Origin of the sequence: Pseudomonas paraeruginosa, from assembly GCF_003025345.2 — a bacterium.
GTDB classification, from domain to species: Bacteria; Pseudomonadota; Gammaproteobacteria; order Pseudomonadales; family Pseudomonadaceae; genus Pseudomonas; species Pseudomonas paraeruginosa.
On the sequence record NZ_CP020560.1, the window covers coordinates 988,260 to 1,013,085 of the forward strand.

General features: G+C 67.6%; 24 protein-coding genes. 10 read left to right on the forward strand and 14 right to left on the reverse strand.

Translation table 11 applies throughout. The annotated features are described in order from the left end of the window. Position 1 precedes the first annotated feature (1 nt). Positions 2 to 2,623 (reverse strand): leucine--tRNA ligase, encoded by a 2,622-nt coding sequence (gene leuS, locus B7D75_RS04805; RefSeq protein WP_033998585.1) that lies wholly within the window; start codon positions 2,621 to 2,623, stop codon positions 2 to 4. A 170-nt stretch (positions 2,624 to 2,793) separates the two neighbouring features. Here leuS and B7D75_RS04810 point away from each other — a divergent pair, with 170 nt between their 5' ends. Continuing rightward, positions 2,794 to 3,225: a hypothetical protein gene (locus B7D75_RS04810; RefSeq protein ID WP_034079893.1), complete on the forward strand. Its 432-nt coding sequence runs from the start codon at positions 2,794 to 2,796 to the stop codon at positions 3,223 to 3,225. Positions 3,226 to 3,297: 72 nt separating this feature from the next. Further along, a complete protein-coding gene (locus B7D75_RS04815; RefSeq protein ID WP_053816713.1) occupies positions 3,298 to 4,059 on the forward strand; it encodes a YdcF family protein in 762 nt (253 codons plus the stop codon). Between the two features lie 48 nt (positions 4,060 to 4,107). Here B7D75_RS04815 and lnt read toward each other — a convergent pair whose 3' ends face one another. The 5 genes from lnt to miaB form a co-directional block, all read right to left on the reverse strand. After that, complete coding sequence (gene lnt / locus B7D75_RS04820; protein ID WP_107113790.1) at positions 4,108 to 5,643, reverse strand: apolipoprotein N-acyltransferase; 1,536 nt, start codon at positions 5,641 to 5,643, stop codon at positions 4,108 to 4,110. A 196-nt stretch (positions 5,644 to 5,839) separates the two neighbouring features. Further along, a complete protein-coding gene (locus B7D75_RS04825; RefSeq protein ID WP_012074437.1) occupies positions 5,840 to 6,679 on the reverse strand; it encodes an HlyC/CorC family transporter in 840 nt (279 codons plus the stop codon). After that, entirely contained in the window at positions 6,676 to 7,158 is a 483-nt protein-coding gene (gene ybeY, locus B7D75_RS04830; RefSeq protein ID WP_003157108.1) for an rRNA maturation RNase YbeY, read from the reverse strand. Before ybeY ends, B7D75_RS04825 begins: the two co-directional genes overlap by 4 nt. Next, on the reverse strand, positions 7,148 to 8,170 hold the full coding sequence (locus tag B7D75_RS04835; RefSeq protein ID WP_003157107.1) for a PhoH family protein: 1,023 nt from the start codon (positions 8,168 to 8,170) through the stop codon (positions 7,148 to 7,150). The genes ybeY and B7D75_RS04835 overlap by 11 nt, the downstream gene beginning before the upstream one ends. A gap of 169 nt (positions 8,171 to 8,339) precedes the next feature. Beyond that, on the reverse strand, positions 8,340 to 9,680 hold the full coding sequence (miaB, locus tag B7D75_RS04840; RefSeq protein ID WP_107113791.1) for a tRNA (N6-isopentenyl adenosine(37)-C2)-methylthiotransferase MiaB: 1,341 nt from the start codon (positions 9,678 to 9,680) through the stop codon (positions 8,340 to 8,342). A 127-nt stretch (positions 9,681 to 9,807) separates the two neighbouring features. On the opposite strand from miaB, the gene B7D75_RS04845 reads away from it, so the two are divergent. After that, a complete protein-coding gene (locus B7D75_RS04845) occupies positions 9,808 to 10,140 on the forward strand; it encodes a DUF1820 family protein (protein WP_003093157.1) in 333 nt (110 codons plus the stop codon). 18 nt (positions 10,141 to 10,158) lie between these two features. Here the strand turns inward: B7D75_RS04845 and B7D75_RS04850 are convergent, their stop codons facing one another. The 4 genes from B7D75_RS04850 to B7D75_RS04865 form a co-directional block, all read right to left on the reverse strand. Beyond that, positions 10,159 to 10,707 (reverse strand): tetratricopeptide repeat protein, encoded by a 549-nt coding sequence (locus B7D75_RS04850; protein ID WP_012074440.1) that lies wholly within the window; start codon positions 10,705 to 10,707, stop codon positions 10,159 to 10,161. A 205-nt stretch (positions 10,708 to 10,912) separates the two neighbouring features. Further along, positions 10,913 to 12,196, reverse strand: a complete 1,284-nt coding sequence (gene hemL / locus B7D75_RS04855; protein WP_012074441.1) for a glutamate-1-semialdehyde 2,1-aminomutase — start codon at positions 12,194 to 12,196, stop codon at positions 10,913 to 10,915. 38 nt (positions 12,197 to 12,234) lie between these two features. After that, on the reverse strand, positions 12,235 to 12,864 hold the full coding sequence (thiE, locus tag B7D75_RS04860; RefSeq protein ID WP_012074442.1) for a thiamine phosphate synthase: 630 nt from the start codon (positions 12,862 to 12,864) through the stop codon (positions 12,235 to 12,237). A gap of 10 nt (positions 12,865 to 12,874) precedes the next feature. Next, on the reverse strand, positions 12,875 to 13,672 hold the full coding sequence (locus tag B7D75_RS04865; protein ID WP_034079820.1) for a hydroxymethylpyrimidine/phosphomethylpyrimidine kinase: 798 nt from the start codon (positions 13,670 to 13,672) through the stop codon (positions 12,875 to 12,877). Positions 13,673 to 13,880: 208 nt separating this feature from the next. Here B7D75_RS04865 and ladS point away from each other — a divergent pair, with 208 nt between their 5' ends. The 6 genes from ladS (at position 13,881) to B7D75_RS04895 (ending at position 21,384) form a co-directional block, all read left to right on the forward strand. Beyond that, the gene (ladS, locus tag B7D75_RS04870) at positions 13,881 to 16,268 is read left to right on the forward strand and encodes a hybrid sensor histidine kinase/response regulator LadS (RefSeq protein ID WP_043100514.1); all 2,388 of its coding nucleotides are present in this window, start codon (positions 13,881 to 13,883) and stop codon (positions 16,266 to 16,268) included. Positions 16,269 to 16,373: 105 nt separating this feature from the next. Then, on the forward strand, positions 16,374 to 17,021 hold the full coding sequence (locus tag B7D75_RS04875) for a TetR/AcrR family transcriptional regulator (protein ID WP_012074445.1): 648 nt from the start codon (positions 16,374 to 16,376) through the stop codon (positions 17,019 to 17,021). After that, complete coding sequence (locus B7D75_RS04880) at positions 17,018 to 18,667, forward strand: acyl-CoA dehydrogenase family protein (protein ID WP_034079821.1); 1,650 nt, start codon at positions 17,018 to 17,020, stop codon at positions 18,665 to 18,667. Before B7D75_RS04875 ends, B7D75_RS04880 begins: the two co-directional genes overlap by 4 nt. Positions 18,668 to 18,678: 11 nt before the next feature. After that, positions 18,679 to 19,110 (forward strand): PaaI family thioesterase, encoded by a 432-nt coding sequence (locus tag B7D75_RS04885; RefSeq protein ID WP_034079822.1) that lies wholly within the window; start codon positions 18,679 to 18,681, stop codon positions 19,108 to 19,110. 54 nt (positions 19,111 to 19,164) lie between these two features. Beyond that, on the forward strand, positions 19,165 to 20,664 hold the full coding sequence (gene amn / locus B7D75_RS04890; protein ID WP_023443091.1) for an AMP nucleosidase: 1,500 nt from the start codon (positions 19,165 to 19,167) through the stop codon (positions 20,662 to 20,664). Positions 20,665 to 20,817: 153 nt separating this feature from the next. Continuing rightward, a complete protein-coding gene (locus tag B7D75_RS04895) occupies positions 20,818 to 21,384 on the forward strand; it encodes an SEC-C metal-binding domain-containing protein (protein WP_012074448.1) in 567 nt (188 codons plus the stop codon). Here B7D75_RS04895 and B7D75_RS04900 read toward each other — a convergent pair. Beyond that, a complete protein-coding gene (locus B7D75_RS04900; RefSeq protein ID WP_012074449.1) occupies positions 21,342 to 22,430 on the reverse strand; it encodes an MBL fold metallo-hydrolase in 1,089 nt (362 codons plus the stop codon). The genes B7D75_RS04895 and B7D75_RS04900 overlap by 43 nt on opposite strands. Before the next feature lie 138 nt (positions 22,431 to 22,568). Between B7D75_RS04900 and B7D75_RS04905 the strand changes: the two genes are divergently transcribed. After that, positions 22,569 to 23,138 (forward strand): pseudouridine synthase, encoded by a 570-nt coding sequence (locus tag B7D75_RS04905; protein WP_034079824.1) that lies wholly within the window; start codon positions 22,569 to 22,571, stop codon positions 23,136 to 23,138. Between the two features lie 33 nt (positions 23,139 to 23,171). On the opposite strand, the gene B7D75_RS04910 is transcribed toward B7D75_RS04905, so the two are convergent. The 3 genes from B7D75_RS04910 to B7D75_RS04920 form a co-directional block, all read right to left on the reverse strand. After that, on the reverse strand, positions 23,172 to 23,564 hold the full coding sequence (locus B7D75_RS04910) for a globin (RefSeq protein ID WP_003093127.1): 393 nt from the start codon (positions 23,562 to 23,564) through the stop codon (positions 23,172 to 23,174). A gap of 100 nt (positions 23,565 to 23,664) precedes the next feature. Next, the gene (locus B7D75_RS04915; protein WP_003093125.1) at positions 23,665 to 23,874 is read right to left on the reverse strand and encodes a DUF2788 domain-containing protein; all 210 of its coding nucleotides are present in this window, start codon (positions 23,872 to 23,874) and stop codon (positions 23,665 to 23,667) included. A 200-nt stretch (positions 23,875 to 24,074) separates the two neighbouring features. Beyond that, on the reverse strand, positions 24,075 to 24,554 hold the full coding sequence (locus B7D75_RS04920; protein WP_003106063.1) for an Lrp/AsnC family transcriptional regulator: 480 nt from the start codon (positions 24,552 to 24,554) through the stop codon (positions 24,075 to 24,077). Positions 24,555 to 24,826 lie beyond the last annotated feature (272 nt).

A 24,826-nucleotide genomic window follows, 5' to 3' on the forward strand; every position in this document is an offset into this window, starting at 1 on the left:
GTCAGTTGGCGACGATGTTGACCAGCTTGCCCGGAACCACGATGACCTTGCGGATGCTCAGTCCCTCGGTGAAGCGCAGCACGTTCTCGTTGGCCCGCGCCGCCGCCTCGACGTCCTCGCGGCTGGCGCTGGCGGCCACGTCGATGTGCCCGCGCAGCTTGCCGTTGACCTGCACCACCAGTTGCAAGGTGTCCTGCACCAGGGCGCTTTCGTCGACGACCGGCCAGCGTGCGTCGATCACTGCCTCGGCGTGGCCGAGCTGCTCCCACAGCACGTGGCAGATATGCGGAGTGATCGGCGCGAGCAGCAGGACCACGGTTTCCAGGCCCTCCTGGAGTAGCGCGCGATCCTGGGCGTCCTGGCTCGGTGCTTTCTCCAGCACGTTCATCAGGGTCATCACCGCGGCGATGGCGGTGTTGAACTTGTGGTGCTGGCCGACATCCTGGCTGGCCTGCCTGATCGCCAGGTGGATGGCGCGACGCACCTGCTTCTGCGCATCGCTCAGGCTGGCGCCGTCCAGCGCGCCGGGGAGACCGGCGCTGACGTGGGCGTGGGCCAGGCGCCAGACGCGGCGGAGGAAGCGGTTGGCGCCTTCGACGCCGGCGTCCGACCACTCCAGGCTCATGTCCGGCGGCGAGGCGAACATCATGAACAGGCGGCAGGTATCGGCGCCATACTGGTCGATCATCGATTGCGGGTCGACGCCGTTGTTCTTCGACTTCGACATCTTCTCGGTGCCGCCGATCTCCACCGGCTGGCCGTCGCTCTTCAGGCGCGCGCCGACCACCTTGGCCTTGGCGTCGCGCTCGACCTCGACGTCGGCCGGGTTGAACCAGTCCTTGCCGCCATTGGCGGTGGTCCGGTAATAGGTGTCGGCAACCACCATGCCCTGGGTCAGCAGGTTCCTGAACGGCTCGTCGCTGCCGACCAGCCCCTCGTCGCGCATCAGCTTGTGGAAGAAGCGCGCGTAGAGCAGGTGCAGGATGGCGTGCTCGATGCCACCGATGTACTGGTCGACCGGCAGCCAGTAGTCGGCGGCCTTCTTGTCCAGCATGCCGCCTTCGAACTGCGGGCAGGCGTAGCGGGCGAAGTACCAGGACGACTCGACGAAGGTGTCCATGGTGTCGGTTTCGCGCTTGGCCGGCTGGCCGCACTTCGGGCAGCTGCACTCGTAGAACTCCGGCATCTTCGCCAGCGGCGAGCCGGCGCCGTCCGGCACCACGTCCTCCGGCAGGACCACCGGCAACTGCTCGGCCGGCACCGGGACGTCGCCGCAAGCGTCGCAATGGATGATCGGGATCGGACAGCCCCAGTAGCGCTGGCGGCTGATGCCCCAGTCGCGCAGGCGGAACTGAGTGCGCGCCTGGCCCAGGCCCTTGGCCTCGAGGTCGGCGCCAATGGCGTCGAAGGCGGCCTGGTAGCCGAGGTCGTCGTACTTGCCGGAGTTGACGGTGCGCACGGACTCGTCCTTGGCGCCGTACCATTCCTTCCATACGGCGGGCTCGAAGTCGTTCTCGCCTTCGACCCTGGCGATCACCTGGCGGATCGGCAGGCCGTATTTGTTGGCGAATTCGAAGTCGCGTTCGTCATGGCCGGGCACCGCCATCACCGCGCCTTCGCCGTAGTTCATCAGCACGTAGTTGGCGACCCACACCGGCAGCTTGTCGCCGGTCAGCGGGTGTTCGACGAACAGGGAAGTGGCCAGGCCTTTCTTTTCCTGGGTGGCGATGTCGGCCTCGGCGACGCCGCCGCGCTTGCACTCGTCGATGAATGCCTGCAACTGCGGATCGTTCTGCGCGGCCTGGGTGGCCAGCGGATGCTCGGCGGCGACGGCCACGTAGGTGGCGCCCATCAGCGTGTCCGGGCGGGTGGTGAAGACCTTCAACTGGCCGGCGTGGCCGATCGAGGCCTGGTCGTAGGGGAAGGCGATCTCCATCCCGCGCGACTTGCCGATCCAGTTGCGCTGCATGGTCTTCACCTGCTCCGGCCAGCCGGGCAGGTTGTCGAGGCTTTCCAGCAGTTCCTCGGCGTAGGCGGTGATCTTGAAGTAGTACATCGGGATCTCGCGCTTCTCGATCAGCGCGCCGGAGCGCCAGCCGCGCCCGTCGATCACCTGCTCGTTGGCGAGTACGGTCTGGTCGACCGGGTCCCAGTTCACGGTGCCGTTCTTGCGGTAGATCACGCCTTTCTCGAACAGGCGGGTGAACAACCACTGCTCCCAGCGGTAGTAATCCGGCTTGCAGGTGGTGACTTCGCGGGTCCAGTCGATGGCCAGGCCGAGGCTGTCCAGCTGCGACTTCATGTAGGCGATGTTGTCGTAGGTCCAGGCCGCCGGCGCGACGTTGTTCTTCATCGCGGCGTTTTCCGCCGGCATGCCGAACGCGTCCCAGCCCATCGGCTGCAGCACGTTGCGGCCCTGCATGCGGTGGTAGCGGCTGATCACGTCGCCGATGGTGTAGTTGCGCACGTGGCCCATGTGCAGCTTGCCGCTCGGATACGGGAACATCGACAGGCAGTAGAACTTCTCTTTGTCGGGTAGCTCCCTGACGAGGAAGGACTGGTGTTCTTTCCAGTAGTTCTGGGCCTGGGTTTCGATCTCGAGTGGCTGATATTGCTCGTGCATGGCGCTACTTAGACGTGACTGTTCGAAAGCCTCGTAGCATACATGACCCCCACCGCCGTCGATAGCCCGCGCCGTTTGTCGCCGGGAGCGGTTCGGCCGGACGGGAACGCTAAGCTTGCCCTATGGACGGTCGATGGCTGGCCGTCCAGTGGTACCTTCAGAGGTGTTCGATGGCTGAGCTGCAACGTGCGAGTGTGACGGGAGGTGGGCTGTACGAGAGGCTGCTGCAGCGTCTCGCCCTGGCTCTGGATGAAGCGGATACGGCCGAGCGCCTGCGCGACGAGCGCCCCACGGAACTCGAGTTGCGCGGCCTCAGCGAAGCGGAGATGGGGCTGATACGCGCCTATCTCGACCAGGACCTGCACTGGTTGCGCGGCTGGCACGCGGCCGCGGAGGAACTGGCGCTGCTCGAGCGCCAGCCCGGCAGGACGGCGCGGCCGCCACGGCCGCAAACGACACCGATGCGCCGGCATGTCTCGCTCAAGCAGCGACAATTGCTCTGCGCGCTCTGCGGCGCCCCGGTGCAGTGGAGCAAGGGGCATGGCGTGCTGCCGTGCGGCCACTGCGGTTCGCAACTGTTCCGCTCGGGCAACGGTCGCTAGAGGCTTACTACCGAAGTTTCGCCACGCGTCGCACAATCCTTTAGATTGCCTCCTTCCGACAGGGAGGGGACGATGCCGATCCGTTATTTCTTCAAGCAACTGCTGCTGCCGCCCGGCGGTCTGCTGGTATTGCTGTTCCTGGCGTTCTGGTGGCGTGACAGGCGGCCGCGGCTGGCGCGCCTGTGCGGCGTCTGCGGATTCTTCGGGTTGTGGCTGATGAGCATGCCGCTGAGCGTGGAATGGATGGGCCGCTGGATCGAGAGCGAACCCGCGCTGCGGGCGGAAGACTGGCCGGGCCTGGCGCAGCGCGCCGACGCCATCGTCATCCTCGGTGCCGGGCGGCAGACCAGCGATCCGGCCTGGGGCGACGACGCCCCCAGCCTGCTGGCGGCCGAGCGGCTGCGCTACGCCGCGCGGCTGGTCAGGGCGTCGTCCCTGCCGGTGCTGACCAGCGGCGGCCTGCACTATGGCCGGCCGCCCAGCGAGGCGGCGCTGATGGCCAACGCGCTGCTGGAGGATTTCGGCGTGCCGGCCCGCTGGCAGGAAGGCCTCAGTCGCACGACCTGGGAGAACGCCACCCTCAGCGCCCCGCTGCTACGCGAGGCCGGCGTGCGCCGGGTGGTGCTGGTGACCCAGGCCTGGCACATGCAGCGGGCGCGCTGGAGTTTCGAGCGCCAGGGCTTCGAGGTGATCCCGGCGCCGGTCGGTTTCCTCGGTGGAGCCAACCTGCGCCCGTTCGGCGGCTGGCTGCCGGAGGCGCAGGCGTTCTGGCAGAGCGGCATGCTGCTGAACGAGGCCGTCGGCCTGCTCGGTTATCGCCTGTTCTACCGCTGAAACGCGGCCGGCGCCGCTGCGGCGCCGGTCGTCGAGCGAGCGCTGGCCTCAGCCGAACAGCCGGCGCTCCTGCGGGCGCAACCGGCGACCGAGCAGGGCCCATAGCAGCAGCACGCCGGCCAGGCTGGCCAGCGGCCAGACACGGTACTGCAGGTAGGGCGTGAGGCCCTGCATCGGTATCACCTCGCCACGCAGGATGCCCTGCTGGAACTGCGGGATCTGCTTGACGATCCGGCCGTAGGGATCGATCAACCCGGTGACGCCATTGTTGGTCGCGCGGATCATCCAGCGGCCGCTCTCCAGGGCGCGCATCTGCGCCATCTGCAGGTGCTGCAGCGGGCCGATGGAGGTGCCGAACCAGGTATCGTTGCTCACCGTCAGCAGGACCTGGCTCTGCGCCGCGAGGGCGGCGGCGAACTCCGGATAGACCACTTCATAGCAGATGTACGGGGCGATCTCGTAGCCCTTGGCCTTGAGCAGCGCCTGGTCGGCCGGACCGCGGGCGAAGTCGGACATGGGCAGGTCGAAGAAGGCGATCAGGCCGCGCAGCAGGTCCTGCAGCGGCACGTATTCGCCGAACGGCACCAGCTTCTGCTTGAGGTAGGTGCCCGCGCCTTCGCCGACCACGGTGATGCCGTTGAAGTAGCGGCTGTTTCCGTCGGCGAGGCGCTCGCGCACCGGTACTCCGGTGATCAGCGCGGCCTTCTTGTCGGCGGCGACCTGGCCCATGGCGCCGAGGTAGCCGCTGGCCATGTCCTTGAGAATCGGCACCGCGGTTTCCGGCCAGACGATCAGGTCGACGTCCTGCTGCGGCAGGCTCAGGTCGCGGTAGAGGTCGAGTTGCGCGCGGACCTGCGTCGGGTCCCACTTCAGCTCCTGGGCGATGTTGCCCTGGATCGCCACTACCTTCAGCGGTTCGCCGGCCGAATGGGTCCAGGCGTGGCCCTTGAGATAGAGGCCGGCCGCCCACGGGCCGAGCAGCAGGACCAGCGCCAGCAGCAGGCTGGCACCGTGCGGGAAGAGGCGCGGCAGGTTCACCAGCAGGGCCGCGCTGAGAGCGATGACGAAGGACGACAGCCACACGCCGCCCACCGGGACCAGCCCGGCCAGCGGGCCCTGCAGTTGGCTGTAGCCGGCATAGAGCCAGGGGAAGCCGGTGAGGAACCAGCTGCGGAACAGTTCCAGCGCCAGCCACAGCGCGGCGAACGCCAGGGCGTCGCCCAGCGGCGCGTTGTCGCGGCGCAGGCAGCGCGCCCACAGCCAGGCCGGCAGGGCGAAGAAGAAGGCGACGCCGGCGGTGAAGCCGAGCATCAGGAAGCTCGCCAGCGGCACCGAGGCGGCGCCATAGTCGTGGATGCTGACGTAGATCCAGCTGGTGCCGGCGCCGAACGCGCCGAAGCCGTACCACCAGCCGCGCCATAGCGCGGCGCGGGCGGGCAGGCCGCGCAGGCCGAGATAGAGCAGGGCGATCGAGAGGATCGCCAGCGGCCAGTAGTCGAAGGGCGCCAGGGCCAGTGGGGTGAGCGCGCCCGCGGCCAGCGCCAGCAGGTGCCCGGGCCAGCCGGGACGAGAAATCCAACGCATCGAATGTCCTTAGAACCTGTTCAATGTCCGACTGCGCAGACACGGGCCGCTTTCCGGGGCCGACGCAAGCCGCCCGTGGCGTCACCGGCGGACGTGCCGGTCTGGCGCAAGGCGCAAGAGTAAAGGAGGGGCTGGCGAGACGCCAGAAGGACGACGAGGGAAGATGCCCCCGCACCGTGGCGCAGGGGGGGCAGGCTCAGTTCTGCAGTGGCGACAGGCGCAGCAGGTGCACGCGGCGGCTGTCGGCGTTGAGCACGCGGAAGCGGAACTCGCCGAGTTCTACCACCTCGTTGCGCTTGGGCAGATGGCCGAAGGCACTCATCACCAGGCCGCCGACGGTGTCGAATTCCTCGTCGGAAAACTCCGAGCCGAAGAAGTCGTTGAAGGCATCCACCGGAGTCAGCGCCTTGACGATAAAATCGCCGCTGGGCAGCGGCTTGATGTAGCTGTCTTCCTCGACGTCATGCTCGTCCTCGATGTCGCCGACGATCTGCTCCAGCACGTCCTCGATGGTCACCAGGCCGGCCACGCCGCCGTATTCGTCGATGACGATGGCCATGTGGTTGCGGTTGGCGCGGAATTCGCGGAGCAGGACGTTGAGGCGCTTGGATTCGGGAACGAAGGTGGCCGGGCGCAGCAGTTCCTTGATGTCGAACGGACGCTCGTCGTTGTGCAGGATCAGTGGCAGCAGGTCCTTGGCCAGCAGCACGCCCATGATGTCGTCGAGGCTTTCGCCGATCACCGGATAGCGCGAGTGGGCGGCCTCGATGATGGCGGGGAGGAATTCCTTCGGTGTCTGGGTCGAGCGGATGCTCATCATCTGCGAACGCGGCACCATGATGTCGCGAACCTGCAGGTCGGCGACCTGGATCGCCCCCTCGACGATGGACAGCGCCTCGCTGTCCAGCAGCTTGTTGTCGTGGGCATCGCGCAGCAGCTCGAGGAGCTCCTGGCGGTTTCTCGGCTCGTGGGCAAAAGCCTGGGTGATCTTGTCCAGCCAGGACTTGTGCCCGTTGCTCGATCGGTCTTCGCTCATTTTTCCTTGCTCGGTGGCTCTTCGTCGTCGCAGGCGTATGGGTCGGGATGGCCCAGTTCCGCCAGCAATTCACGTTCCAGTGTTTCCATTTCTTCCGCTTCGGCGTCGTCGATATGGTCGTAGCCGAGCAGGTGCAGGCAGCCGTGGATCACCAGGTGCGCCCAGTGGGCCTGCAGGGGCTTGTGCTGTTCGCGCGCCTCGCGGGCGACCACCGGGGCGCAGATGACCAGGTCGCCGAGCAACGGGATATCGAGGAACTCCTCCGGCACGTCGGCGGGAAAGGACAGCACGTTGGTCGCGTAGTCCTTGTGCCGGTAGGTGCTGTTCAGCTCCAGGCCCTCGGCCTCGTCCACCAGGCGGATGGTCAGTTCCGACTCCGCCCGCTGGCGCAGGGCCAGTTCGCACCAGGCGCGGAACTGCGCCTCGCTGGGCAGGTCGGCGGCGTCACTGGCGACCTGCAGGTCGAGCTCAAGCGGCATCGTGACCGCCCTTGCCGCTCCCATCGACCGGTCGCACCTGGCCCTGCTGGCGACTTTCGTGGCGTTCGTAGGCTTCGACGATACGCTGCACCAGCGGGTGGCGCACCACGTCCTTGGGCTTGAAGTGGGTGAAACTGATGCCGGGGACGTCCTGCAGCACCTCGATCACGTGCCTGAGGCCGGAGCGGGTGCCGCGCGGCAGGTCGACCTGGGTGACGTCGCCGGTGATCACCGCGGTGGAGCCGAAGCCGATCCGGGTGAGGAACATCTTCATTTGCTCGACGGTGGTGTTCTGGCTCTCGTCGAGGATGATGAAGCTGTTGTTCAGCGTGCGCCCGCGCATGTAGGCCAGCGGCGCGACCTCGATGACGTTGCGCTCGATCAGCTTGGCCACGTGCTCGAAACCGAGCATCTCGTAGAGGGCGTCGTACAGTGGGCGCAGGTAGGGGTCGATCTTCTGCGACAGGTCGCCGGGCAGGAAGCCGAGCTTCTCGCCGGCCTCGACCGCCGGGCGCACCAGCAGGATGCGGCGGATCTGCTCGCGCTCCAGGGCGTCCACCGCGCAGGCCACGGCGAGGTAGGTCTTGCCGGTGCCGGCCGGGCCGATGCCGAAGTTGATGTCGTGGTCGAGGATCGCCTTGACGTAGCGCTGCTGGTTGGCGCCGCGCGGGCGGATGTGCGCCTTGCGCGACTTCAGGGTGATCTGCGGCGCGCTCTGCAGCTCCTCGAGGTCTTCCAGGCCGGACTCCTGGAGGAACAGGTGCACGGTGTCGGGGCTGAGATCGGTACCGTTCTGCGCTTCGCGGTAGAGGCGCTGCAGCAGGCGTTCGGCGACCTTGGTCCGGCGCGGTTCGCCGGCCAGCTCGAACTGGTTGCCGCGGTTGCGGATCTCGATATCGAGGCGTTTCTCGATCTGGTGGAGATGCTCGTCGAACTGCCCGCAAAGTGTCGCGAAGCTGCGGGCGTCGAACGGCTCGAGGATGAATCGATGAAGTTCCTGGGGGGCGTTCAAGGTGTTCTGTCGTACTCGCCAGTGACTGGTTGATAGGGAAGAGGATAACCGCTGGATACCCTCGCGCAAAGTTGCCGCATCGCGGTGGCGCTCCCGGCGCGCCTGCTGAATCGTTGGTTCAGCGGCACGGCGGGAAGGTTCAGCGGCCCCGCCGTACGGTCGTGCCGGCTCAGTGCAGGGTGCCCTCGATCAGCGTGCCACGCAGCGAGTGCGGCAGCGCGTCGTCGATGTGCACCTGGGCGAACTGGCCGATCAGGCGTGGATTGTCGCAGCGGAAGTTGACGATCCGGTTGTTCTCGGTGCGCCCCTGGAGCATGCCGGGGTCCTTCTTCGAGAAGTCGGTGACCAGGATCCGCTGGGTGCTGCCGACCATCCGCCGGCTGATCTCGTAGCCCTGCTGGTGGATGCGGCCCTGGAGGATCTGCAGGCGCCGTTTCTTCACTTCTTCCGGCAGGTCGTCGGCGAGATCGGCGGCGGGCGTGCCGGGACGCGCGCTGTAGATGAAGGAGAAGGAAAAGTCGAAGCCGACCTCTTCCACCAGCTTCATGGTCTGCTCGAAGTCCTTTTCGGTTTCCCCGGGGAAGCCGACGATGAAGTCGGAGCTGATGCAGATGTCCGGGACCGCGGCCTTCAGCTTGCGAATCCGCGACTTGTACTCCAGCACCGTGTGGTTGCGCTTCATCGCCGCCAGCACGCGATCCGAGCCCGACTGCACCGGCAGGTGGATGAACTTCACCAGTTCCGGCACCTCGGCGTGGGCCTGGATCAGCGCGTCGGAGAACTCCAGCGGGTGCGAGGTGGTGTAGCGGATCCGCTCGATTCCGTCGACGGCGGCGACCACCCGCAGCAACTCGGCGAAGTCGGCGAGACGGCCGTCGTGGGTCTGGCCGCGGAAGCCATTGACGTTCTGCCCGAGCAGGGTGACTTCGCGGACGCCATTCTCGGCCAGGTGGATGACCTCGGCGATGACGTCGTCGAACGGCCGGCTGACTTCCTCGCCGCGGGTATAGGGCACCACGCAGAAGCTGCAATACTTGCTGCAGCCTTCCATCACCGAGACGAAGGCCGTGGGACCGTCGACCCGCGGCTCCGGCAGGCGGTCGAACTTCTCGATCTCCGGGAAGGACACGTCGACCTGCGGCTTGCGCGTGCTGCGCGCGGCATCGATCATTTCCGGCAGGCGGTGCAGGGTCTGCGGGCCGAAGACCACGTCGACGTAGGGCGCGCGTTCGCGGATCGCCGCGCCTTCCTGGCTCGCCACGCAGCCGCCGACGCCGATCACCAGGTCGGGATTCTGCTGTTTCAGGTCGCGCCACATGCCCAGCTTGGAAAACACCTTTTCCTGGGCCTTCTCGCGAATCGAGCAGGTATTGAGCAGGATGACGTCGGCCTCGGCGGCGTTTTCGGTCACCTCGAGGGTTTGGTGTTCACCGAGCAGGTCCGCCATTCGCGAGGAGTCGTACTCGTTCATCTGGCAGCCGTGGGTTTCGATGAAAAGCTTCTTGGCCATGCGCTTCGTCGGACAGTTCGAAAGGACCGGGCATTATAGAGGGAGGGGGGCCGGCTTCCTAGCGTTGCTGGCCGAAAGGCTGTGCTATGATTCGCGCCCTTCTTTTTCCGGCATTGCTTTCCCCGCCATGAACAAGCGCGAAAACCCCATCTACAAGGTGATTTTCCTCAACCAGGGCCAGGTCTTCGAGATGTACGCCAAGCAGATCTACCAGAGCGATCTGTGGGGCTTCCTGGAAATCGAGGAGTTCGTCTTCGGCGAGCGTACCCAGGTGGTGGTGGATCCCAGCGAGGAGAAGCTCAAGGCGCAGTTCGAAGGCGTGCTGCGCAGCTTCGTGCCGATGCATGCGATCGTCCGTATCGACGAGGTCGAGCGCCTCGGCACGCCGAAGATCAGCGAGGCCAAGGGTGCCGGCAACGTCATGCCGTTCCCCATGCCGATGCCCGGCAAGAGCGACTGATCCACCTGGGCGCGAGGGTCAGGGCAGCGGCGCGAAGGGCGTGACGCCGCCGGCGGTCTGCAACTCGATCAGATAGTTGCGGAAGATCTGGCCGAGAACCCGGGTGGCGATGTCCAGCTCGTCGCGGTTCATCTGCTCGGCCACCAGGTCGGCGCTGTCCAGCGCGTCCTCGGCGCCGTTCACCGCGGCCATCTTCAGCACGATGTAGGCCTGTACGTTGTTCGCCGGTACCCCTTCGCCGCGGAAAAACATGGTGCCCAGGTGGTACTGGGCCAGGGCATGGCCCTGCAGCGAAGCTTTCTCGAACCAGTTGAGGGCGGCCTGGAGGTCGCGCGGGATGCGCTGGCCGTCGTAGAAGAACTCGCCCAGTTCGTATTGCGCCTCGGCGTCGCCGTCGTTGGCGACCTTCTGGCAGGTGGCGAGGGCTTGCTGCAATTCTTCGGGAACGGTGTTCAGCGCGCAGCGGCCGGTCGCTGGAATCAGCAACGAGTTGCCTCCCGCCTGCGCGAGCAGCGGCTGGAGGAGCAACAGGCAACCCAGGGCGAGGGTGCGGCCGGTACGGAACATGAGGGGAAGACACCTCCTGGATCGGGGCGGGCAGGGGCTGCCCGGCCAACGAAATGCGCTGACCCTCACATTATGAAATAAGCCGACGCCTCCTTACAAAGTCTTTACTGTCTTTTCGGGAACTTTGTCGGTGTGCCTATGCGTTTCGGGTAGGAATGTCCTGCGCCAGGGGCGGGCGGCGCCCGGAAGGGCGCCGCAAGGGAGGTCACTTCAGCGCGGCGAAGGCTTTCTCTGCGGCGTTCAGCGTGATTTCCAGTTCCCTGTCGCCATGGGCGATCGAGGTGAAACCGGCTTCGAAGGCGCTCGGCGCCAGGTACACGCCGCCGTCGAGCATCAGGTGGAAGAAGCGCTTGAAACGCTCCACATCGCTGGTCATCACGTCCTCGAAGGTGACGATGGCCTCGGCGTCAGTGAAATACAGGCCGAACATGCCGCCGGCCTGGGTGGTGACGAAGGGGATGCCGGCGGCGTCGGCGCGCTGCTGCAGGCCCTCGAGCATGCGCGTGGTGTAGGCGCCCAGCTCGTCATGGAAGCCGGGGCGGCTGATCAGGCGCAGGGTGGTCAGGCCGGCGGCCATCGCCAGCGGGTTGCCCGACAGGGTGCCGGCCTGGTAGACCGGGCCCAGCGGGGATATCTGCTGCATGATCTCGCGCTTGCCGCCGAAGGCACCCACCGGCATGCCGCCGCCGATGATCTTGCCGAAGGTCGACAGGTCCGGGGTGACCCCGTAATAGGCCTGGGCGCCGCCGAGGGCAACGCGGAAGCCGGTCATCACCTCGTCGAAGATCAACACCACGCCATGCTCGTCGCAAGCCTCGCGCAGGCCTTCGAGGAAGCCCGGCGCCGGCGGCACGCAGTTCATGTTGCCGGCGACCGGCTCGACGATGATGCAGGCGACGTCCGTGCCGACCTCGGCGAGGGTCTCGCGCACCGCCTCGATGTCGTTGAAAGGCAGCGTCAGGGTGTGCTTGGCGAAGGCCGCCGGCACGCCCGGGGAATTCGGCACGCCGAAGGTCAGGGCGCCGGAGCCGGCCTTCACCAGCAGGCTGTCGGAGTGGCCGTGGTAGCAGCCTTCGAACTTGATGATGCTGTCGCGTCCGGTATAGCCCCGGGCCAGGCGGATCGCGCTCATGGTCGCCTCGGTGCCGGAGCTGACCATGCGCACCATTTCCATCGACGGCACCATGGCGCAGACCAGGTCGGCCATTTCCACTTCCAGCGCGGTCGGCGCGCCGTAGGACAGGCCGTGGTCGAGCTGCCGGCGCACCGCGTCGAGCACGTCCGGGTGGCTGTGGCCGAGGATCATCGGGCCCCAGGAGCCGACGTAGTCCACGTAGCGCTTGTCGTCTTCGTCCAGCACATAGGCGCCTTCGGCATGCTTGAAGAACAGCGGGGTGCCGCCGACGCTCTTGAAGGCGCGCACCGGGGAGTTGACCCCGCCGGGGATGTGTTTCTGGGCGTTGCTGAACAGCGTTTCGGAACGGGACATGGCTAGCTCTCTATCTCTTCGGGCGAGGCGCGGAGGCGTCAGGCGGTTTCGAACAGGGCGCTGAAGGCGCGGGCGCGGCGTTCCACCTCGGCGGCGGATGCGGCGGCGAACAGCGCATGGATCACGGCGATCAGGTCGACGCCGCGGGCGATCAGGCCGGGCGCGGTGTCCAGGCTGATGCCGCCGATGGCGGTGATCGGCAGGTGCAGGCGCGGCCGCGCCTGGTCGAGCAGTTCGACGCTGGCGGCGGGAGCGCCGGGTTTGGTGCTGGAGTTGAAGAAGCGGCCGAAGGCGACATAACTGGCGCCGTCGGCCACCGCCTGCTCGGCCAGTTCCAGGCTGGCATGGCAGGTGGCGCCGACGAGCGCCTGGCGGCCGAGCAGGGCGCGCGCCGCGGACAGCGAACCGTCGGTCTGGCCGAGGTGCACGCCGACGCCAAGGCGCGCAGCGAGCTCGGCGTCGTCGTTGACGATGAGCTGCGCGCCATGCCGCTCGCAGAGTTCGCGCAGGCTTGCCGCCTCGCGCAGGCGCCGCGCCTGGTCGCAGGACTTGTCGCGGTACTGCAGCAGGCGCGCACCGCCGCGCAGCGCCGCTTCGACGTAGGGCAGCAGGCGACCGTCGTCCAGTAGCTGACTATCGGTGATGGCGTACAGGCCGCGCAGCTTCATCTCGTGGCTCTCAGTGGCAGAAGTCGGTGGGCAGGCGGCGCGGCACGTACTGGCCGTGGCCTGGGCTCTCGGCGTCGCGCAGGGTGCGCCAGGTGTAGTCGAGGGCGCTCTGCACGGCGGTGTCCAGCGCCTCGCCGAGGGCGATGCGGCCGGCCAGGGTACTGGCCAGGGTGCAGCCGGAGCCGTGATAGCTGCCGGGCAGGCGCTGGCAGGTGAAGGTGCGGCGGCTGCCGTCGCGGCTGTACAGGCGGTTGTGCACTTCGCTTTCATCGCCGTGGCCGCCGGTGATCAGCAGGTGCTGGCAATGCTCCAGCAGGCGCTCGGCGCACTGGTCGGCGCTGCCTTCCGGCAGGTCGGCGAGCAGGCGCGCTTCCGGCAGGTTGGGGGTGGCGATGGTGGCGCGCGGCAGCAGCCGCTCGCGCATGGCGAAACCGACGTCGCCCTTGCCCAGCGCGCCGCCGCCGCCGGCGCGCAGCACCGGGTCGCAGACCACCGGCAGGTGCGGGTGGGCGGCGAGGAGTTCGATCACCGTGTCGACCATCTCCAGCGAACCGAGCATGCCCAGCTTGACCGCGGCGACGGGCAGGTCGGCGAGCACGGCGTTGGCCTGGGCCAGCACCCATTCACGGTCGAGGACGCGGAAGTCGCTGACGTTGACGGTGTCCTGCACGGTCAGCGCGGTGACCGCCGGGGCGGCATGGCAACCCTGGGCGAGCAGGGCTTCGATGTCGGCCTGCAGGCCGGCACCGCCACTGGGGTCGTGGCCGGACAGGCAAAGCACTACGGGGCGGGAGGTCGGTGTTTTCATGGCGCGGGAGCTTACCACTAAAAGCGTCGTGCGGCGGAGGCGCGGGCGACCTTCGGCCGCATCGGCCGGCCAGCCTGTGACGCTCGCCAGGCCGGATGTGGCGCGGCGTGTGCTAAAGTTCGGCGATATTCAAACAACGCCCGCCAAGGGCGGACCATATCGAGGGAGGTGGGGCTCCCGGTCCGCTCGAGGGGCATTGCGGGGCATCATGCGGCACTGGCTGATTCTCTTTCTTCTTGCGTTGCCCTGCCTGGCGGGCGCGGTGAGCTTCGACGAACGGGTCGAGCGCCTGCCGCTGGGGCAGTCCATCGACGTCTTCGAGGACGTGCGTGGCAGCGCCGACATCAACGACATCACCTCCCGAGCCATCGATGGCAGCTTTCGCCGCCATGACAAGGAGGTATTGAACGCCGGCTATTCGCGCTCGGTGTTCTGGCTGCGCCTGGACCTCGACTATCGTCCGCTGGCCACGGGCGATCCGCGCACCTGGCTGCTGGAGCTGGCCTATCCGCCGCTGGACAAGCTCGACCTGTACCTGCCCGACGGTCAGGGCGGCTACCGCCTGGCCCAGCGCACCGGCGACACCCTGCCGTTCGCCAGCCGGCCGATCCGGCAGAACAACTACCTCTTCGAGCTGCCGCTGGAGCCGAACAAGCCGCAACGCGTCTACCTGCGGCTGGAAAGCCAGGGGTCGATCCAGGCGCCGCTGACCCTCTGGTCGCCCAAGGCCTACCTGGAGGAGCAGCCCGGGCGCATCTACGTGCTCGGCATCATCTACGGCGTGCTGCTGGTGATGCTGATCTACAACCTGTTCATCTTCCTCAGCGTCCGCGACACCAGCTATCTCTACTACATCCTCTACATCGCCTCGTTCGGTCTCTACCAGGTGTCGGTGAACGGTGCCGGCATCGAGTACTTCTGGCCTGAGAATCCCTGGTGGGCGAACGCCGCCACGCCGTTCCTGATCGGCTCGGCGGCATTGTTCGGCTGCCAGTTCGCCCGCAGTTTCCTGCACACCCGCGACCACAGCGTGTGGGTCGATCGCGGCCTGCTGGCGCTGATGGCGGTCGGTGCGCTGGTGATGCTGCTGGCGCTGACCATGAGCTACGCCGTGGCCCTGCGCCTGGCCACCTACCTGGCGCTGGCCTTCACCGGCCTGATCTTCGCCGCCGGCATCCTCGCCTGGCTGCGCGGCATGCGGGTGGCGCGCTATTTCATCATCGCCTGGACCGCCTTCCTCCTCGGCGGCATCGTCAACACCCTGATGGTGCTGGGCTACCTGCCGAACATGTTCCTCACCATGTATGCCAGCCAGATCGGTTCGGCGCTGGAGGTGGGCCTGCTGTCGCTGGCGCTGGCCGACCGGATCAACGCGATGAAGGAGGAGCGCGCGCGGATCCTCCAGGAGTCCAGCCGCAAGCTGGAGGCGCTGAACCAGGAACTGGCCAACAGCAACCGCCTGAAGGACGAGTTCCTCGCCACGGTCACCCACGAGTTGCGCACGCCGATGAGCGGGGTGATCGGTTCGCTGGAACTGATGCAGACGGTGCCGATGGACGTCGAACTCGCCGAGTACCAGCGCACCGCCGCCGGCTCGGCGCGGGACATGATGCGGATGGTCAACGACATCCTCGCCCTCATCGAGCTGCAGGCCGGCAAGCTCTACCCGCGGCGCGAGCCGTTCAGCCTGCGCGGCCTGTTCGACAGCCTGCGCGCGCAATACGCGCCGCGCGCCGAGGAGAAGGGCCTGCGCTTCGTCCTGCAACTGGATGACAGCCTGCCGGATACCCTCGAAGGCGATGCCGGCAAGCTGGCCCAGGCGCTGGGCTACCTGATCGACAACGCGATCAAGTTCACCGCCAGGGGCAGCGTGACCCTGCGCGTCGCCGCCGGGCGTACCCATGACGGCGTGGCGTTGCGGGTGGAGGTGATCGACACCGGCATCGGTTTCGACATGGCCGCCGGCAGCGACCTCTACCAGCGCTTCGTCCAGGCCGACAGCTCGCTGACCCGGGGCTATGGTGGGCTTGGCATCGGCCTGGCGTTGTGCCGCAAGCTGGTGGAGCTGCTTGGCGGCGAGCTGAGCCATGAGTCCCGGCCGGGACAGGGCAGCCGCTTCCTCCTGCGCCTGCAACTGACCCAGCCGGCCCAGGGCCTGGCGCCGCCGCCGCGGCGCGCCGGCGGGCAGGCGGTGCGGCGTCCCGAGGAGTGCACGGTGCTGGTGGTGGAGGACAATGCCATCAACCAGTTGGTGACTCGCGGCATGCTGCTCAAGCTCGGCTACCGGGTGCGCACCGCCGACAACGGCAGCGAGGCGCTGGAGTCGCTGGCGCGCGAGCGGCCGGACGGCGTCCTGCTCGACTGCCAGATGCCGGTGATGGACGGCTTCGCCACCTGTCGGGCGATCCGCGCGCTGCCCGGCTGCGCGGAACTGCCGGTGCTGGCGTTGACCGCCCACAGCCACAGCGGCGATCGCGAGCGCTGCCTGGCGGCAGGCATGAGCGACTACATGGCCAAGCCGGTCAAGTTCGAAGAGTTGCAGACCCTGCTGCACGATTGGCTGCTGTGCCAGCCGATCGTCACCAAGTCCGCCTGAAGCCTTTCCTCGGCTGGCTGAAATGCCGGCCTGCGCGACCTGTATGTCTCTTTAGGCAAAGCCTGAAGCGTGATTCACTGGGAAAAAGTGAATCCGGATTCAGTCATGGTCTATCGTGTCACCGAACGCCGCCTGCAACGCGATTCCGCGCTGCGCGAGCGTATCCTCCAGCTGGGCCTGCGGCGTGTCGCGGAGGGCGGTTTCGCCGCGCTGACCATGCAGGCCCTGGCCGACGACGCGGGGATCGCCACCGGCAGCCTGTACCGCCATTTCCGTGGCAAAGGCGAGCTGGCGGCGGAAATCTTCCGCCGCGCCAGCCAGCGTGAGGTCGATGCCCTGGCCGTCGTCCTGCGCGGTCCCGGCGCGCCCGCCTGGCGCCTGGCCGAGGGCTTGCGGCGCTTCGCCGCGCGCGCCTGGAGCAGCCAGCGGCTGGCCTTCGCCCTGATCGCCGAGCCGGTGGACCCGGAAGTCGACGAGCAGCGCCTGCGCTATCGCGAGGCCTACGCCGCGCTGTTCGTCGAACTGCTCGAGGAAGGCCGGCGCAGCGGCGCATTCCGGCTTTCCCTGGTGCCGCTTGCCGCGGCCTGCCTGGTCGGGGCCATCGCCGAGGCGCTGGTCGGCCCCTTGTCTCCCCCGGCGCGCGCCGCTCGCGACAGCGGCCAGCCGGAACCGAGTCTGGAGCCGGTGAGTACGGCTCTGGTGAACTTCTGCCTGCGCGCGGTGGGCGCGCCTGTCTGCGAGGAACCCTCATGAACCTGCACCAGTACGCCGAAACCCACGAAGTGACCAATCAGGTACCGTCGCTGGATGGCGCCAACCTCTACCGCCTCGACCTGCCTCTCCAGGAGTGGGTGCGTCGCTACCAGGGCGGCTGGGCCGAGGAGCGCCTTCAGCGCTACGGCGAGCTGGCCGGCGGCCCGCTGATGGCGGCCGGCTTCCTGGCCAACCAGCACAAACCGGAATTCCACAGCCACGACCGCTACGGCAACCGCGTCGACCTGGTGGAATTCCATCCCGCCTACCACGAGCTGATGCGCGCCGCCATCGAGCACGAACTGCCCTCGCTGCCCTGGACCGACCCGCGACCCGGCGCCCAGGTGGCGCGGGCCGGGCTGTCCTACCTGCACAGCCAGGCGGAGGCCGGCACCGGTTGCCCGCTGACCATGACCTACGCCAGCGTGCCGGCGATCCGCCTGCAGGCGGACCTGGCCGAGAAATGGCTGCCGAAGATCCTCTCCCGCGAGTACGACCCGCGCAACGTGCCGATGGAGCAGAAGGCGGGCGTCACCATCGGCATGGCAATGACCGAGAAGCAGGGCGGCACAGACGTCCGTGCCAACACCACGCGGGCCTACCCGGTGGGGATTCCCGGGCCGGGCCAGGCCTACGAACTGGTCGGGCACAAGTGGTTCTGCTCGGCGCCGATGTGCGACGCCTTCCTCACCCTGGCCTATACCGACAAGGGCCTGACCTGCTTCCTGCTGCCGCGCCACCGGCCGGACGGTAGCCGCAACCAGTTCTACATCCAGCGCCTGAAGGACAAGCTGGGCAACTGGTCGAACGCCTCCAGCGAGATCGAGTACCGCGGCGCCCTGGCCTGGATGGTCGGCGAGGAGGGCCGTGGCGTGCCGACCATCATCGAGATGGTCGCCATGACCCGCTTCGACTGCATGATCGGTTCCAGCGCGCTGATGCGCCAGGCGTTGACCCAGGCCGCGCACCACTGCGCCTACCGCAAGGTCGGCGGGCGGGTGCTGGCCGAGCAGCCGCTGATGCAGAACGTGCTCGCCGACCTGGCGCTGGAAAGCGAGGCGGCCCTGGCCCTGACCCTGCGCATGGGGCATGCCCTGGACCGTGCCCACGATGAGCAGGAGGAGAAGTTCGCCCGCCTGGTCACCGCGGTGGGCAAGTATTGGATCTGCAAGCGTGCGCCGGCGATGATCAACGAAGCCTCCGAATGCATGGGCGGTGCCGGCTACGTCGAGGAAACCATCCTTCCGCGGCTGTACCGCGAGGCGCCGGTGAACTCGATCTGGGAAGGTTCCGGCAACGTCCAGTGCCTGGACGTGCTGCGTGCTCTGTCGAAGGAGCCGGGCGTGCTCGACGCGCTGTTCGCCGAACTTGGCGACGGCCATGGCGATGCCCGTCTCGCCGCGCACATCGGCAACCTCAAGGCAGCTTTCGCCGACACCGCCGACATCCAGTACCGCGCCCGTCAGCTCACCGAGGACGTGGCGGTCGCCCTGCAGGCCAAGCTGTTGCTGGAAGCCGGCAACTCCGTGGTGTCCGATGCCTTCATCGGCAGTCGCCTGGGCGACGGCGGGCGGGTCTACGGCACCCTGCCGCGTGGCGCCGAGGTCGAGGCGCTGTTGGCTCGCGCCACCCCGCACCTGGCCTGAGGCGCGCCGCGATGCAGGCGCATCCGCGCTACCGGGAGCTGGTCGAGCAGGGCTTCGCCGCGGCCGGTTTCGTCGGTGACCTCGGCATCCGTCCGCTGGACTGCGGGCCGGGCTGGGTCGAGGCGGGGCTGGAGATCCTGCCACGTCACGCCCAGCAGAACGGCTTCGTCCATGCCGGGGTCCAGGCGACCCTGGCCGACCATGCCGCCGGGGCCGCCGCCGCGACCCTGGTGGCGGAGGGGCAGACCGTGCTGACCCTGGAGTTCAAGCTCAACCTGTTGCGCCCGGCGCGCTGCCAGCGCCTGTTGTGTCGCGCCGAGGTGCTCAAGGCCGGGCGCCAGGTGACGGTGGTCGAGGCCGAGGTGTTCGCCGAGGAGGGCGGCCGGCGATGCCTGTTCAGCAAGGCCACCGTGACCATGGCGGTAGTGGCGTTGCCCGAATGAGGCAACGGGAGAAAAGCGCTGTGTTTTCCTGTCGGTACAGGCAAGATGTTTCCCATGCGAACCGACAGGAAATCCACCATGAGTATCGATTCCGACGACGGGTTCGTCGTCGCCCGCACGGCCGAGGAGGCCGTCGACCGCCTCGCCGCGCTGCATCGCGAGGCTACTTCGGCGCTGAGCCAGGCGCTCAAGCGCTACATCAAGGAGCGCGTCGAGCCGAGCGAGGCCGAGCGGCAGAACTTCCACTACCCGCAACTGCGCATCGGCTACCGCTGCCAGGGCGAGGTGCCGTCCTCTACCCGCGCCTACGCCAAGGTCCAGGTGCCGGGCGACTATAGTGTCACCGTCACCCACCCCGACGCCTTCCGCAAGTACCTGCTGGAACAGTTGCGTCCGCTGATGGACGATTTCACCGTGCAGGTGCAGGTCGGCCCGAGCCAACAGGACATCCCCTATCCCTACGTGGTCGAGCAGGGCGACGAGCTGGCCGGCTCCGGGGTGACCGCCGCCGAGCTGGCGCGGGTGTTCCCCAGCACCGACCTGTCCGCCGCCTCCGACGACATCGCCGATGGGCTCTACGAATGGGAGCGCGCCGACCAGTTGCCGCTGGCGCTGTTCGACGCCGCGCGAGTGGACTTCTCCCTGCGCCGCCTGGTGCACTACACCGGCAGCGACTGGCGCCACGTTCAGCCGTGGATCCTGCTGACCAACTACCACCGCTACGTCGACCAGTTCATCCGCCTCGGCCTGACCCGCCTGCGCGAGGACCCGCGCTTCGTGCGCATGGTCCTGCCGGGCAACGTGATCATCGAGCGCGGGATGGACGAGGGCGAGGCCAACGCCATCGTCGCCGGGGTGGTCTGGCACCGCTACCAGATGCCGGCCTACCATCTGATCGCCGCCGACGGCGACGGCATCACCCTGGTCAACATCGGGGTCGGCCCGTCCAACGCGAAGAACATCACCGACCACCTGGCCGTGCTGCGTCCGCACTGCTGGCTGATGATCGGCCACTGCGGCGGCCTGCGGCAGTCGCAGACCATCGGCGACTACGTGCTGGCCCATGCCTACATGCGCCGCGACGGCATTCTCGACCGCGCCCTGCCGCCGCATATCCCGATCCCGGCGCTGGCCGAGGTCCAGGTGGCCCTGCAGGAGGCCGCCGCCGACGTCACCGGCGAGCGTGGCGAAGCCCTCAAGCGGCGCCTGCGCACCGGCACCGTGCTGACCTACGACGACCGCAACTGGGAACTGCGCTGGGCCCAGGAGCGGCCTCTGATCAACCTGGCCCGGGCCATCGCGGTGGACATGGAGAGCGGTACGATCGCCGCCCAGGGCTATCGCCTGCGGGTGCCCTACGGCACGCTGCTGTGCGTCTCGGACAAGCCGCTGCACAGCGAGATCAAGCTGCCCGGCTCGGCCAACGCCTTCTACGAGCGCGCGGTGAACCAGCACCTGCGGATCGGCATCGCCGCCCTCGACCTGCTGCGCAGCCAGCTCAACTCGCTGCACTCGCGCAAGCTGCGCAGTTTCGACGAGCCGCCGTTCCGTTGAGCCGTCGCCTCCCGCCTTCCTCGTGAAAACCGGGGGGCGCCCCGCTACGCCGCGCGACGTCGAGGGCTTACAATGATGGCCCTTCGCTCCGCGCGGAACCGCGGCGCCTCCTGCCGGTCGGAACGACCACGCCTGCCCATCGATGTGAGCCCCATGCCGTTCAGTGCCCCGCCCCATCTCAGCAACCCGCTGCGTCGTTTCGCCCGCCGCCTGGTGCCGGACGGCACGCCGGAAGTGGCATCGCCCCTGCCGATGCCGGAAAGCCTGGCTGGCGAGCCGTGGTTCTCGGTCGGGCGGGCGGTGGACAGCCTCGGTGGTGAGCGGGTCGACGGCTGGATCCTCGAAGAATGGCGCGGCCTGGCCTTGCGCGCGCGGTTCGGTGCCTGCTGGCGCGATCCGCGTGGCAACCTGTGGAACGTCCTGCCGCAGGCGCAAGCCATCGCCTTCCTGGCCGATCCGCAACGGCGCTACGAAGGCGTGCCGCTGGCCGACCAGTACCAGGCGCTGAGTCGCGACGTGCTGCTGGAGGACTACCTCGGCCTGCAGCGCCGGTTGTCCCGCGCCGGACTCGACGAGGAAGCCCGCGAGCGCCTGGCCGGCATGTCCGGGCGCCTGGAAAGCTGGCTGGCGCTCGGCGGTCGCGCTGACCAGGCCTGCCCCTGTGGCAGCGGCAAGCGCTACCGCAATTGCTGCACGCGCCTGGTGTCCTCGACCTCCTGAACCTGCTCGGCGCGCGGCGCGACGCGCCACTGTTCGCCCGGCTTCGGCGCCCGGAAGCTGGTGGCGTCCACGCCTTGGGCGAGCAGCGCCGCCCGGAGCGCCCGGGGCGGGTCGTCCTGCTCTTCGTCGGTGAGATTGAAGGTGCCGAAGTGGATGGCCATGCTGGTTTGCGCCTGCAGCGTGCGATGGGCCTGCACCGCGTCCTCGGGGTTCATGTGGTGGTTGCGCATGAACCAGCGCGGCGCGTAGGCGCCGATCGGCAGGGCGGCGAAGCGCAGCGGGCCGAAGCGCCGGCGGATCAGCTCGAACTCCGGGCCTAGCCCGGTATCGCCGGGAAACAGCAGCGGGCCGTCCGGCGAGTCGATGACGAAGCCGAGCCAGAGCGTGCGGTTGGTGTCGCTGCGGGTGCGCGACGACCAGTGCTGCACCGGTACGCCGTGGAGGGTCATGCCCTCGCCCAGCGCCAGCTCCTGCCACCAGTCGATTTCCTCGACATCGACGAAGCCGGTCCGGCGGATCAGCCCGGCGTTGCCCAGGCCGCTGACCACCTTGGCCGCCGGCCAGCGCCGATGGAGCTGGCGCAGGCTTTCCAGGTCGAGGTGATCGTAGTGGTTGTGGCTGACCAGGATCAGGTCGATCGGCGGCAACTGGTCGAGGGTCAGTCCGGGTGGGTGGTGGCGCTTCGGGCCGATGAAGGGGAGCGGGCTGACTCGCTGCGACCAGACCGGGTCGGTGAGGATGTTCAGGCCACGGTGCTGGATCAGCAGGGTGGCGTGGTTGATGTAGGTGACCCGCAATTCGTCGCCGTGTGCGCGTTCGTCCACCCTGGCCGGGGTTTCCGTGGGCGGCAGGGCGATCCAGGGGCGCTGTGGCGGACGGTTCCATTGCCACTTGAGCAGGTCGCGCAGGCTCTTCTGCTCGGTGGGCTGGATGTTGCGGAAACGCTCGCCGTCGAAATGATCCGAGGGTGGACCCTGGTAGGCGCTGCCGGTGCAGCCGGCCAGGGTCAGCAGGCTGATCAGCCAGGTGGGACGCAGGGAGGGCATGAGGGGATGCTCTTGCGGTCAGGCTCGCCGACAACCTAGCATGCCGCCCGGTATCCCGATCAAGCCAACTCGTTTCCAGTCATGTCCCGTCCCCCGCGTTCTTCCCCGCGTCATCCCGCCCGTCCTGCGCCACGCCGGATGGCCAAGGCGCCGCCGAGCGAGCCGAAGCTGCTGCTGTTCAACAAGCCGTTCGACGTACTGACCCAGTTCAACGACGAGCAAGGGCGTTCGACCCTCAAGGACTTCATCCCGGTGCCGGGCGTGTATCCGGCCGGGCGCCTGGACCGCGACAGCGAGGGCCTGTTGCTGCTGACCAACGACGGTCGCCTGCAGGCGCGCATCGCCGACCCCCGGCACAAGCTGCCGAAGACCTACTGGGTGCAGGTCGAAGGCACGCCGGAGGAGGATCAATTGCGGCGTCTGCGCGAGGGAGTGACGCTCAACGACGGCCCGACCCTGCCCGCCGAGGCGCGTCTGCTGGACGAGCCGGCCTTGTGGGAGCGGGTGCCGCCGGTGCGTTTTCGCAAGTCGGTGCCGACCCACTGGCTGGAACTGGTGATCCGCGAGGGGCGCAATCGCCAGGTGCGGCGGATGACGGCGGCGGTGGGCTTGCCGACGCTGCGGCTGGTGCGAGTGCGGATCGGCCCCTGGAGCCTGGACGGCCTGGGCCTGGGGGAGTGGCGGGAAGTGCCGGCGCGGCTGGACTGACGAGAGGGGCGTCGTCCAGCGGGCGCGGACCGATCAGTAGTACGACTTGATCACGGCGATGCCGCGACCCATCACGTCGCGCCAGGCGTCGCGGGTCTCGGCGTCGCAGTCGCGGTCGTGCTCGGCGACCGCCATCAGCAGGGCGTCGAGCCACAGGTCGTAGAGTTCCGGACGGATATCCAGCGCGGCGCGCGAATGACTGGCGCCGAGGGCGCGCAGCTTGCTGTCGGACATGCCGCGAGCGTACATCACCAGGTTCATGATCCCGGCGCGCAGCAGGTGTTTCTGCGCGGTCATGTCGGTGGTGGCGAACTTGGCGCGAATCTGCGGGGAACTGGCAAGGAAATGCCGGTAGAAATCATCGAAGAATCCGGTGCTGGCACAGCAGCGTCCATAACTCTGCATGACGCGGTCGGCGGCGTTCATGGCGACTCCCTTGTTCTAGGCAATGGCAAGGCGAGCCGGCCCCGTTGGGCGGGCCGGCGGATGGATAACGAGTAGTTGGATGACGCGCGCGGCGGCGGGGTTACATGCCCGCGCCTTCGAGGCTGCCGATGACCAGGCCCTTGATGATGAAGCCCAGCACGCCCAGGCCAAGGGCGAAGAACAGGATCAGGGTGCCGAACTTGCCGGCCTTGGATTTCTTCGCCAGGTCCCAGACGATGAAAGCCATGAACAGGATCAGGACGGTCACCAGACCGGTCATCATCCACTCTTCGAACAGTTCGGGATCCATTGGCAACCTCCGGATTTTCAAGCAAACGAAGTCCGGCTCGCGGTCGGACGGAGCGTGCCATGGGGGGCGGGCAAGGCGTTTATCGTTCTACGAGCGGGAGCTCTTTATGTGCGGGGGCCACGCGGGCATGACAACTGAAACAGGCTGCCGATTATACGGCATGCCGCCTGTTCCGTGTCATGTCCCAGGTCTCGCTCCGATCAATCGCGCAGGTGCTCCAGCGGCAGTTCGGTACTCGCCAGTACCTGGTTCAGGACGAAACTGGAGCGCACGCTGGAGACCCCTTCGATGCGCGTGAGGGTACCGAGCAGGAGCTTCTGGTAATGGTCCATGTCCGGCACCACGACCTTCAGCTGGTAGTCCGCGTCCATTCCGGTGACCAGGCTGCACTCCAGCACTTCCGGGCATTTGCCGATGACTTCCTGGAAGTGCTCGAAGCGTTCCGGGGTGTGCCGGTCCATGCCGATGAGGACGAAGGCGGTGAGGCTCAGGCCGAGCTTCTTGCGGTCCAGCAGGGCCACCTGGCGGACGATGTAGCCGTCGTCCTCGAGCTGCTTGACCCGTCGCGAACAGGGCGATGGCGACAGGCCTATCCGTTCTGCCAGTTCCTGGTTGGAGATGCGTGCGTCGCGCTGGAGCTCTTCGAGAATACGCAGGTCGTAGCGGTCGAGTTTGTTCATGGCGAGGGATTCTTTCAGGTTGATTGCCGTTGGCAAGGTGTATTTGAGTGATTTATTGCGCAATCAGTCTTATGGTGAGCAATATTAGCAATCATTGGTCGCGCCTGGCGACGTATTCTTTTACCCAGATTCACGGCCCGGACATCTCGTCCATCACGGCACGCCCAATCAGGCCTGCCGTGGCCGCCGACCCTACAGGGTTGCGCCGGCCTCCGGGTTGCACACCGCCCAGAAGGTGGAGTGAGGTGAGCCGCCGCCAACAGCGCCGAGCC

Excerpts from the sequence above, each read along its gene's own strand:
- B7D75_RS04895 (WP_012074448.1), top strand. The coding sequence starts at position 20,818 with ATGCCGTTCAGTGCCCCGCCCCATCTCAGCAACCCGCTGCGTCGTTTC.
- B7D75_RS04920 (WP_003106063.1), bottom strand. The coding sequence starts at position 24,554 with ATGAACAAACTCGACCGCTACGACCTGCGTATTCTCGAAGAGCTCCAG.
- B7D75_RS04845 (WP_003093157.1), top strand. The coding sequence starts at position 9,808 with ATGAACAAGCGCGAAAACCCCATCTACAAGGTGATTTTCCTCAACCAG.
- B7D75_RS04885 (WP_034079822.1), top strand. The coding sequence starts at position 18,679 with ATGCAGGCGCATCCGCGCTACCGGGAGCTGGTCGAGCAGGGCTTCGCC.
- B7D75_RS04880 (WP_034079821.1), top strand. The coding sequence starts at position 17,018 with ATGAACCTGCACCAGTACGCCGAAACCCACGAAGTGACCAATCAGGTA.
- B7D75_RS04875 (WP_012074445.1), top strand. The coding sequence starts at position 16,374 with ATGGTCTATCGTGTCACCGAACGCCGCCTGCAACGCGATTCCGCGCTG.
- B7D75_RS04810 (WP_034079893.1), top strand. The coding sequence starts at position 2,794 with ATGGCTGAGCTGCAACGTGCGAGTGTGACGGGAGGTGGGCTGTACGAG.
- B7D75_RS04865 (WP_034079820.1), bottom strand. The coding sequence starts at position 13,672 with ATGAAAACACCGACCTCCCGCCCCGTAGTGCTTTGCCTGTCCGGCCAC.
- B7D75_RS04850 (WP_012074440.1), bottom strand. The coding sequence starts at position 10,707 with ATGTTCCGTACCGGCCGCACCCTCGCCCTGGGTTGCCTGTTGCTCCTC.
- B7D75_RS04815 (WP_053816713.1), top strand. The coding sequence starts at position 3,298 with ATGCCGATCCGTTATTTCTTCAAGCAACTGCTGCTGCCGCCCGGCGGT.
- lnt (WP_107113790.1), bottom strand. The coding sequence starts at position 5,643 with ATGCGTTGGATTTCTCGTCCCGGCTGGCCCGGGCACCTGCTGGCGCTG.
- thiE (WP_012074442.1), bottom strand. The coding sequence starts at position 12,864 with ATGAAGCTGCGCGGCCTGTACGCCATCACCGATAGTCAGCTACTGGAC.
- B7D75_RS04915 (WP_003093125.1), bottom strand. The coding sequence starts at position 23,874 with ATGGATCCCGAACTGTTCGAAGAGTGGATGATGACCGGTCTGGTGACC.
- B7D75_RS04910 (WP_003093127.1), bottom strand. The coding sequence starts at position 23,564 with ATGAACGCCGCCGACCGCGTCATGCAGAGTTATGGACGCTGCTGTGCC.
- miaB (WP_107113791.1), bottom strand. The coding sequence starts at position 9,680 with ATGGCCAAGAAGCTTTTCATCGAAACCCACGGCTGCCAGATGAACGAG.
- B7D75_RS04825 (WP_012074437.1), bottom strand. The coding sequence starts at position 6,679 with ATGAGCGAAGACCGATCGAGCAACGGGCACAAGTCCTGGCTGGACAAG.
- hemL (WP_012074441.1), bottom strand. The coding sequence starts at position 12,196 with ATGTCCCGTTCCGAAACGCTGTTCAGCAACGCCCAGAAACACATCCCC.
- B7D75_RS04900 (WP_012074449.1), bottom strand. The coding sequence starts at position 22,430 with ATGCCCTCCCTGCGTCCCACCTGGCTGATCAGCCTGCTGACCCTGGCC.
- amn (WP_023443091.1), top strand. The coding sequence starts at position 19,165 with ATGCGAACCGACAGGAAATCCACCATGAGTATCGATTCCGACGACGGG.
- B7D75_RS04905 (WP_034079824.1), top strand. The coding sequence starts at position 22,569 with ATGGCCAAGGCGCCGCCGAGCGAGCCGAAGCTGCTGCTGTTCAACAAG.
- ladS (WP_043100514.1), top strand. The coding sequence starts at position 13,881 with ATGCGGCACTGGCTGATTCTCTTTCTTCTTGCGTTGCCCTGCCTGGCG.
- leuS (WP_033998585.1), bottom strand. The coding sequence starts at position 2,623 with ATGCACGAGCAATATCAGCCACTCGAGATCGAAACCCAGGCCCAGAAC.
- ybeY (WP_003157108.1), bottom strand. The coding sequence starts at position 7,158 with ATGCCGCTTGAGCTCGACCTGCAGGTCGCCAGTGACGCCGCCGACCTG.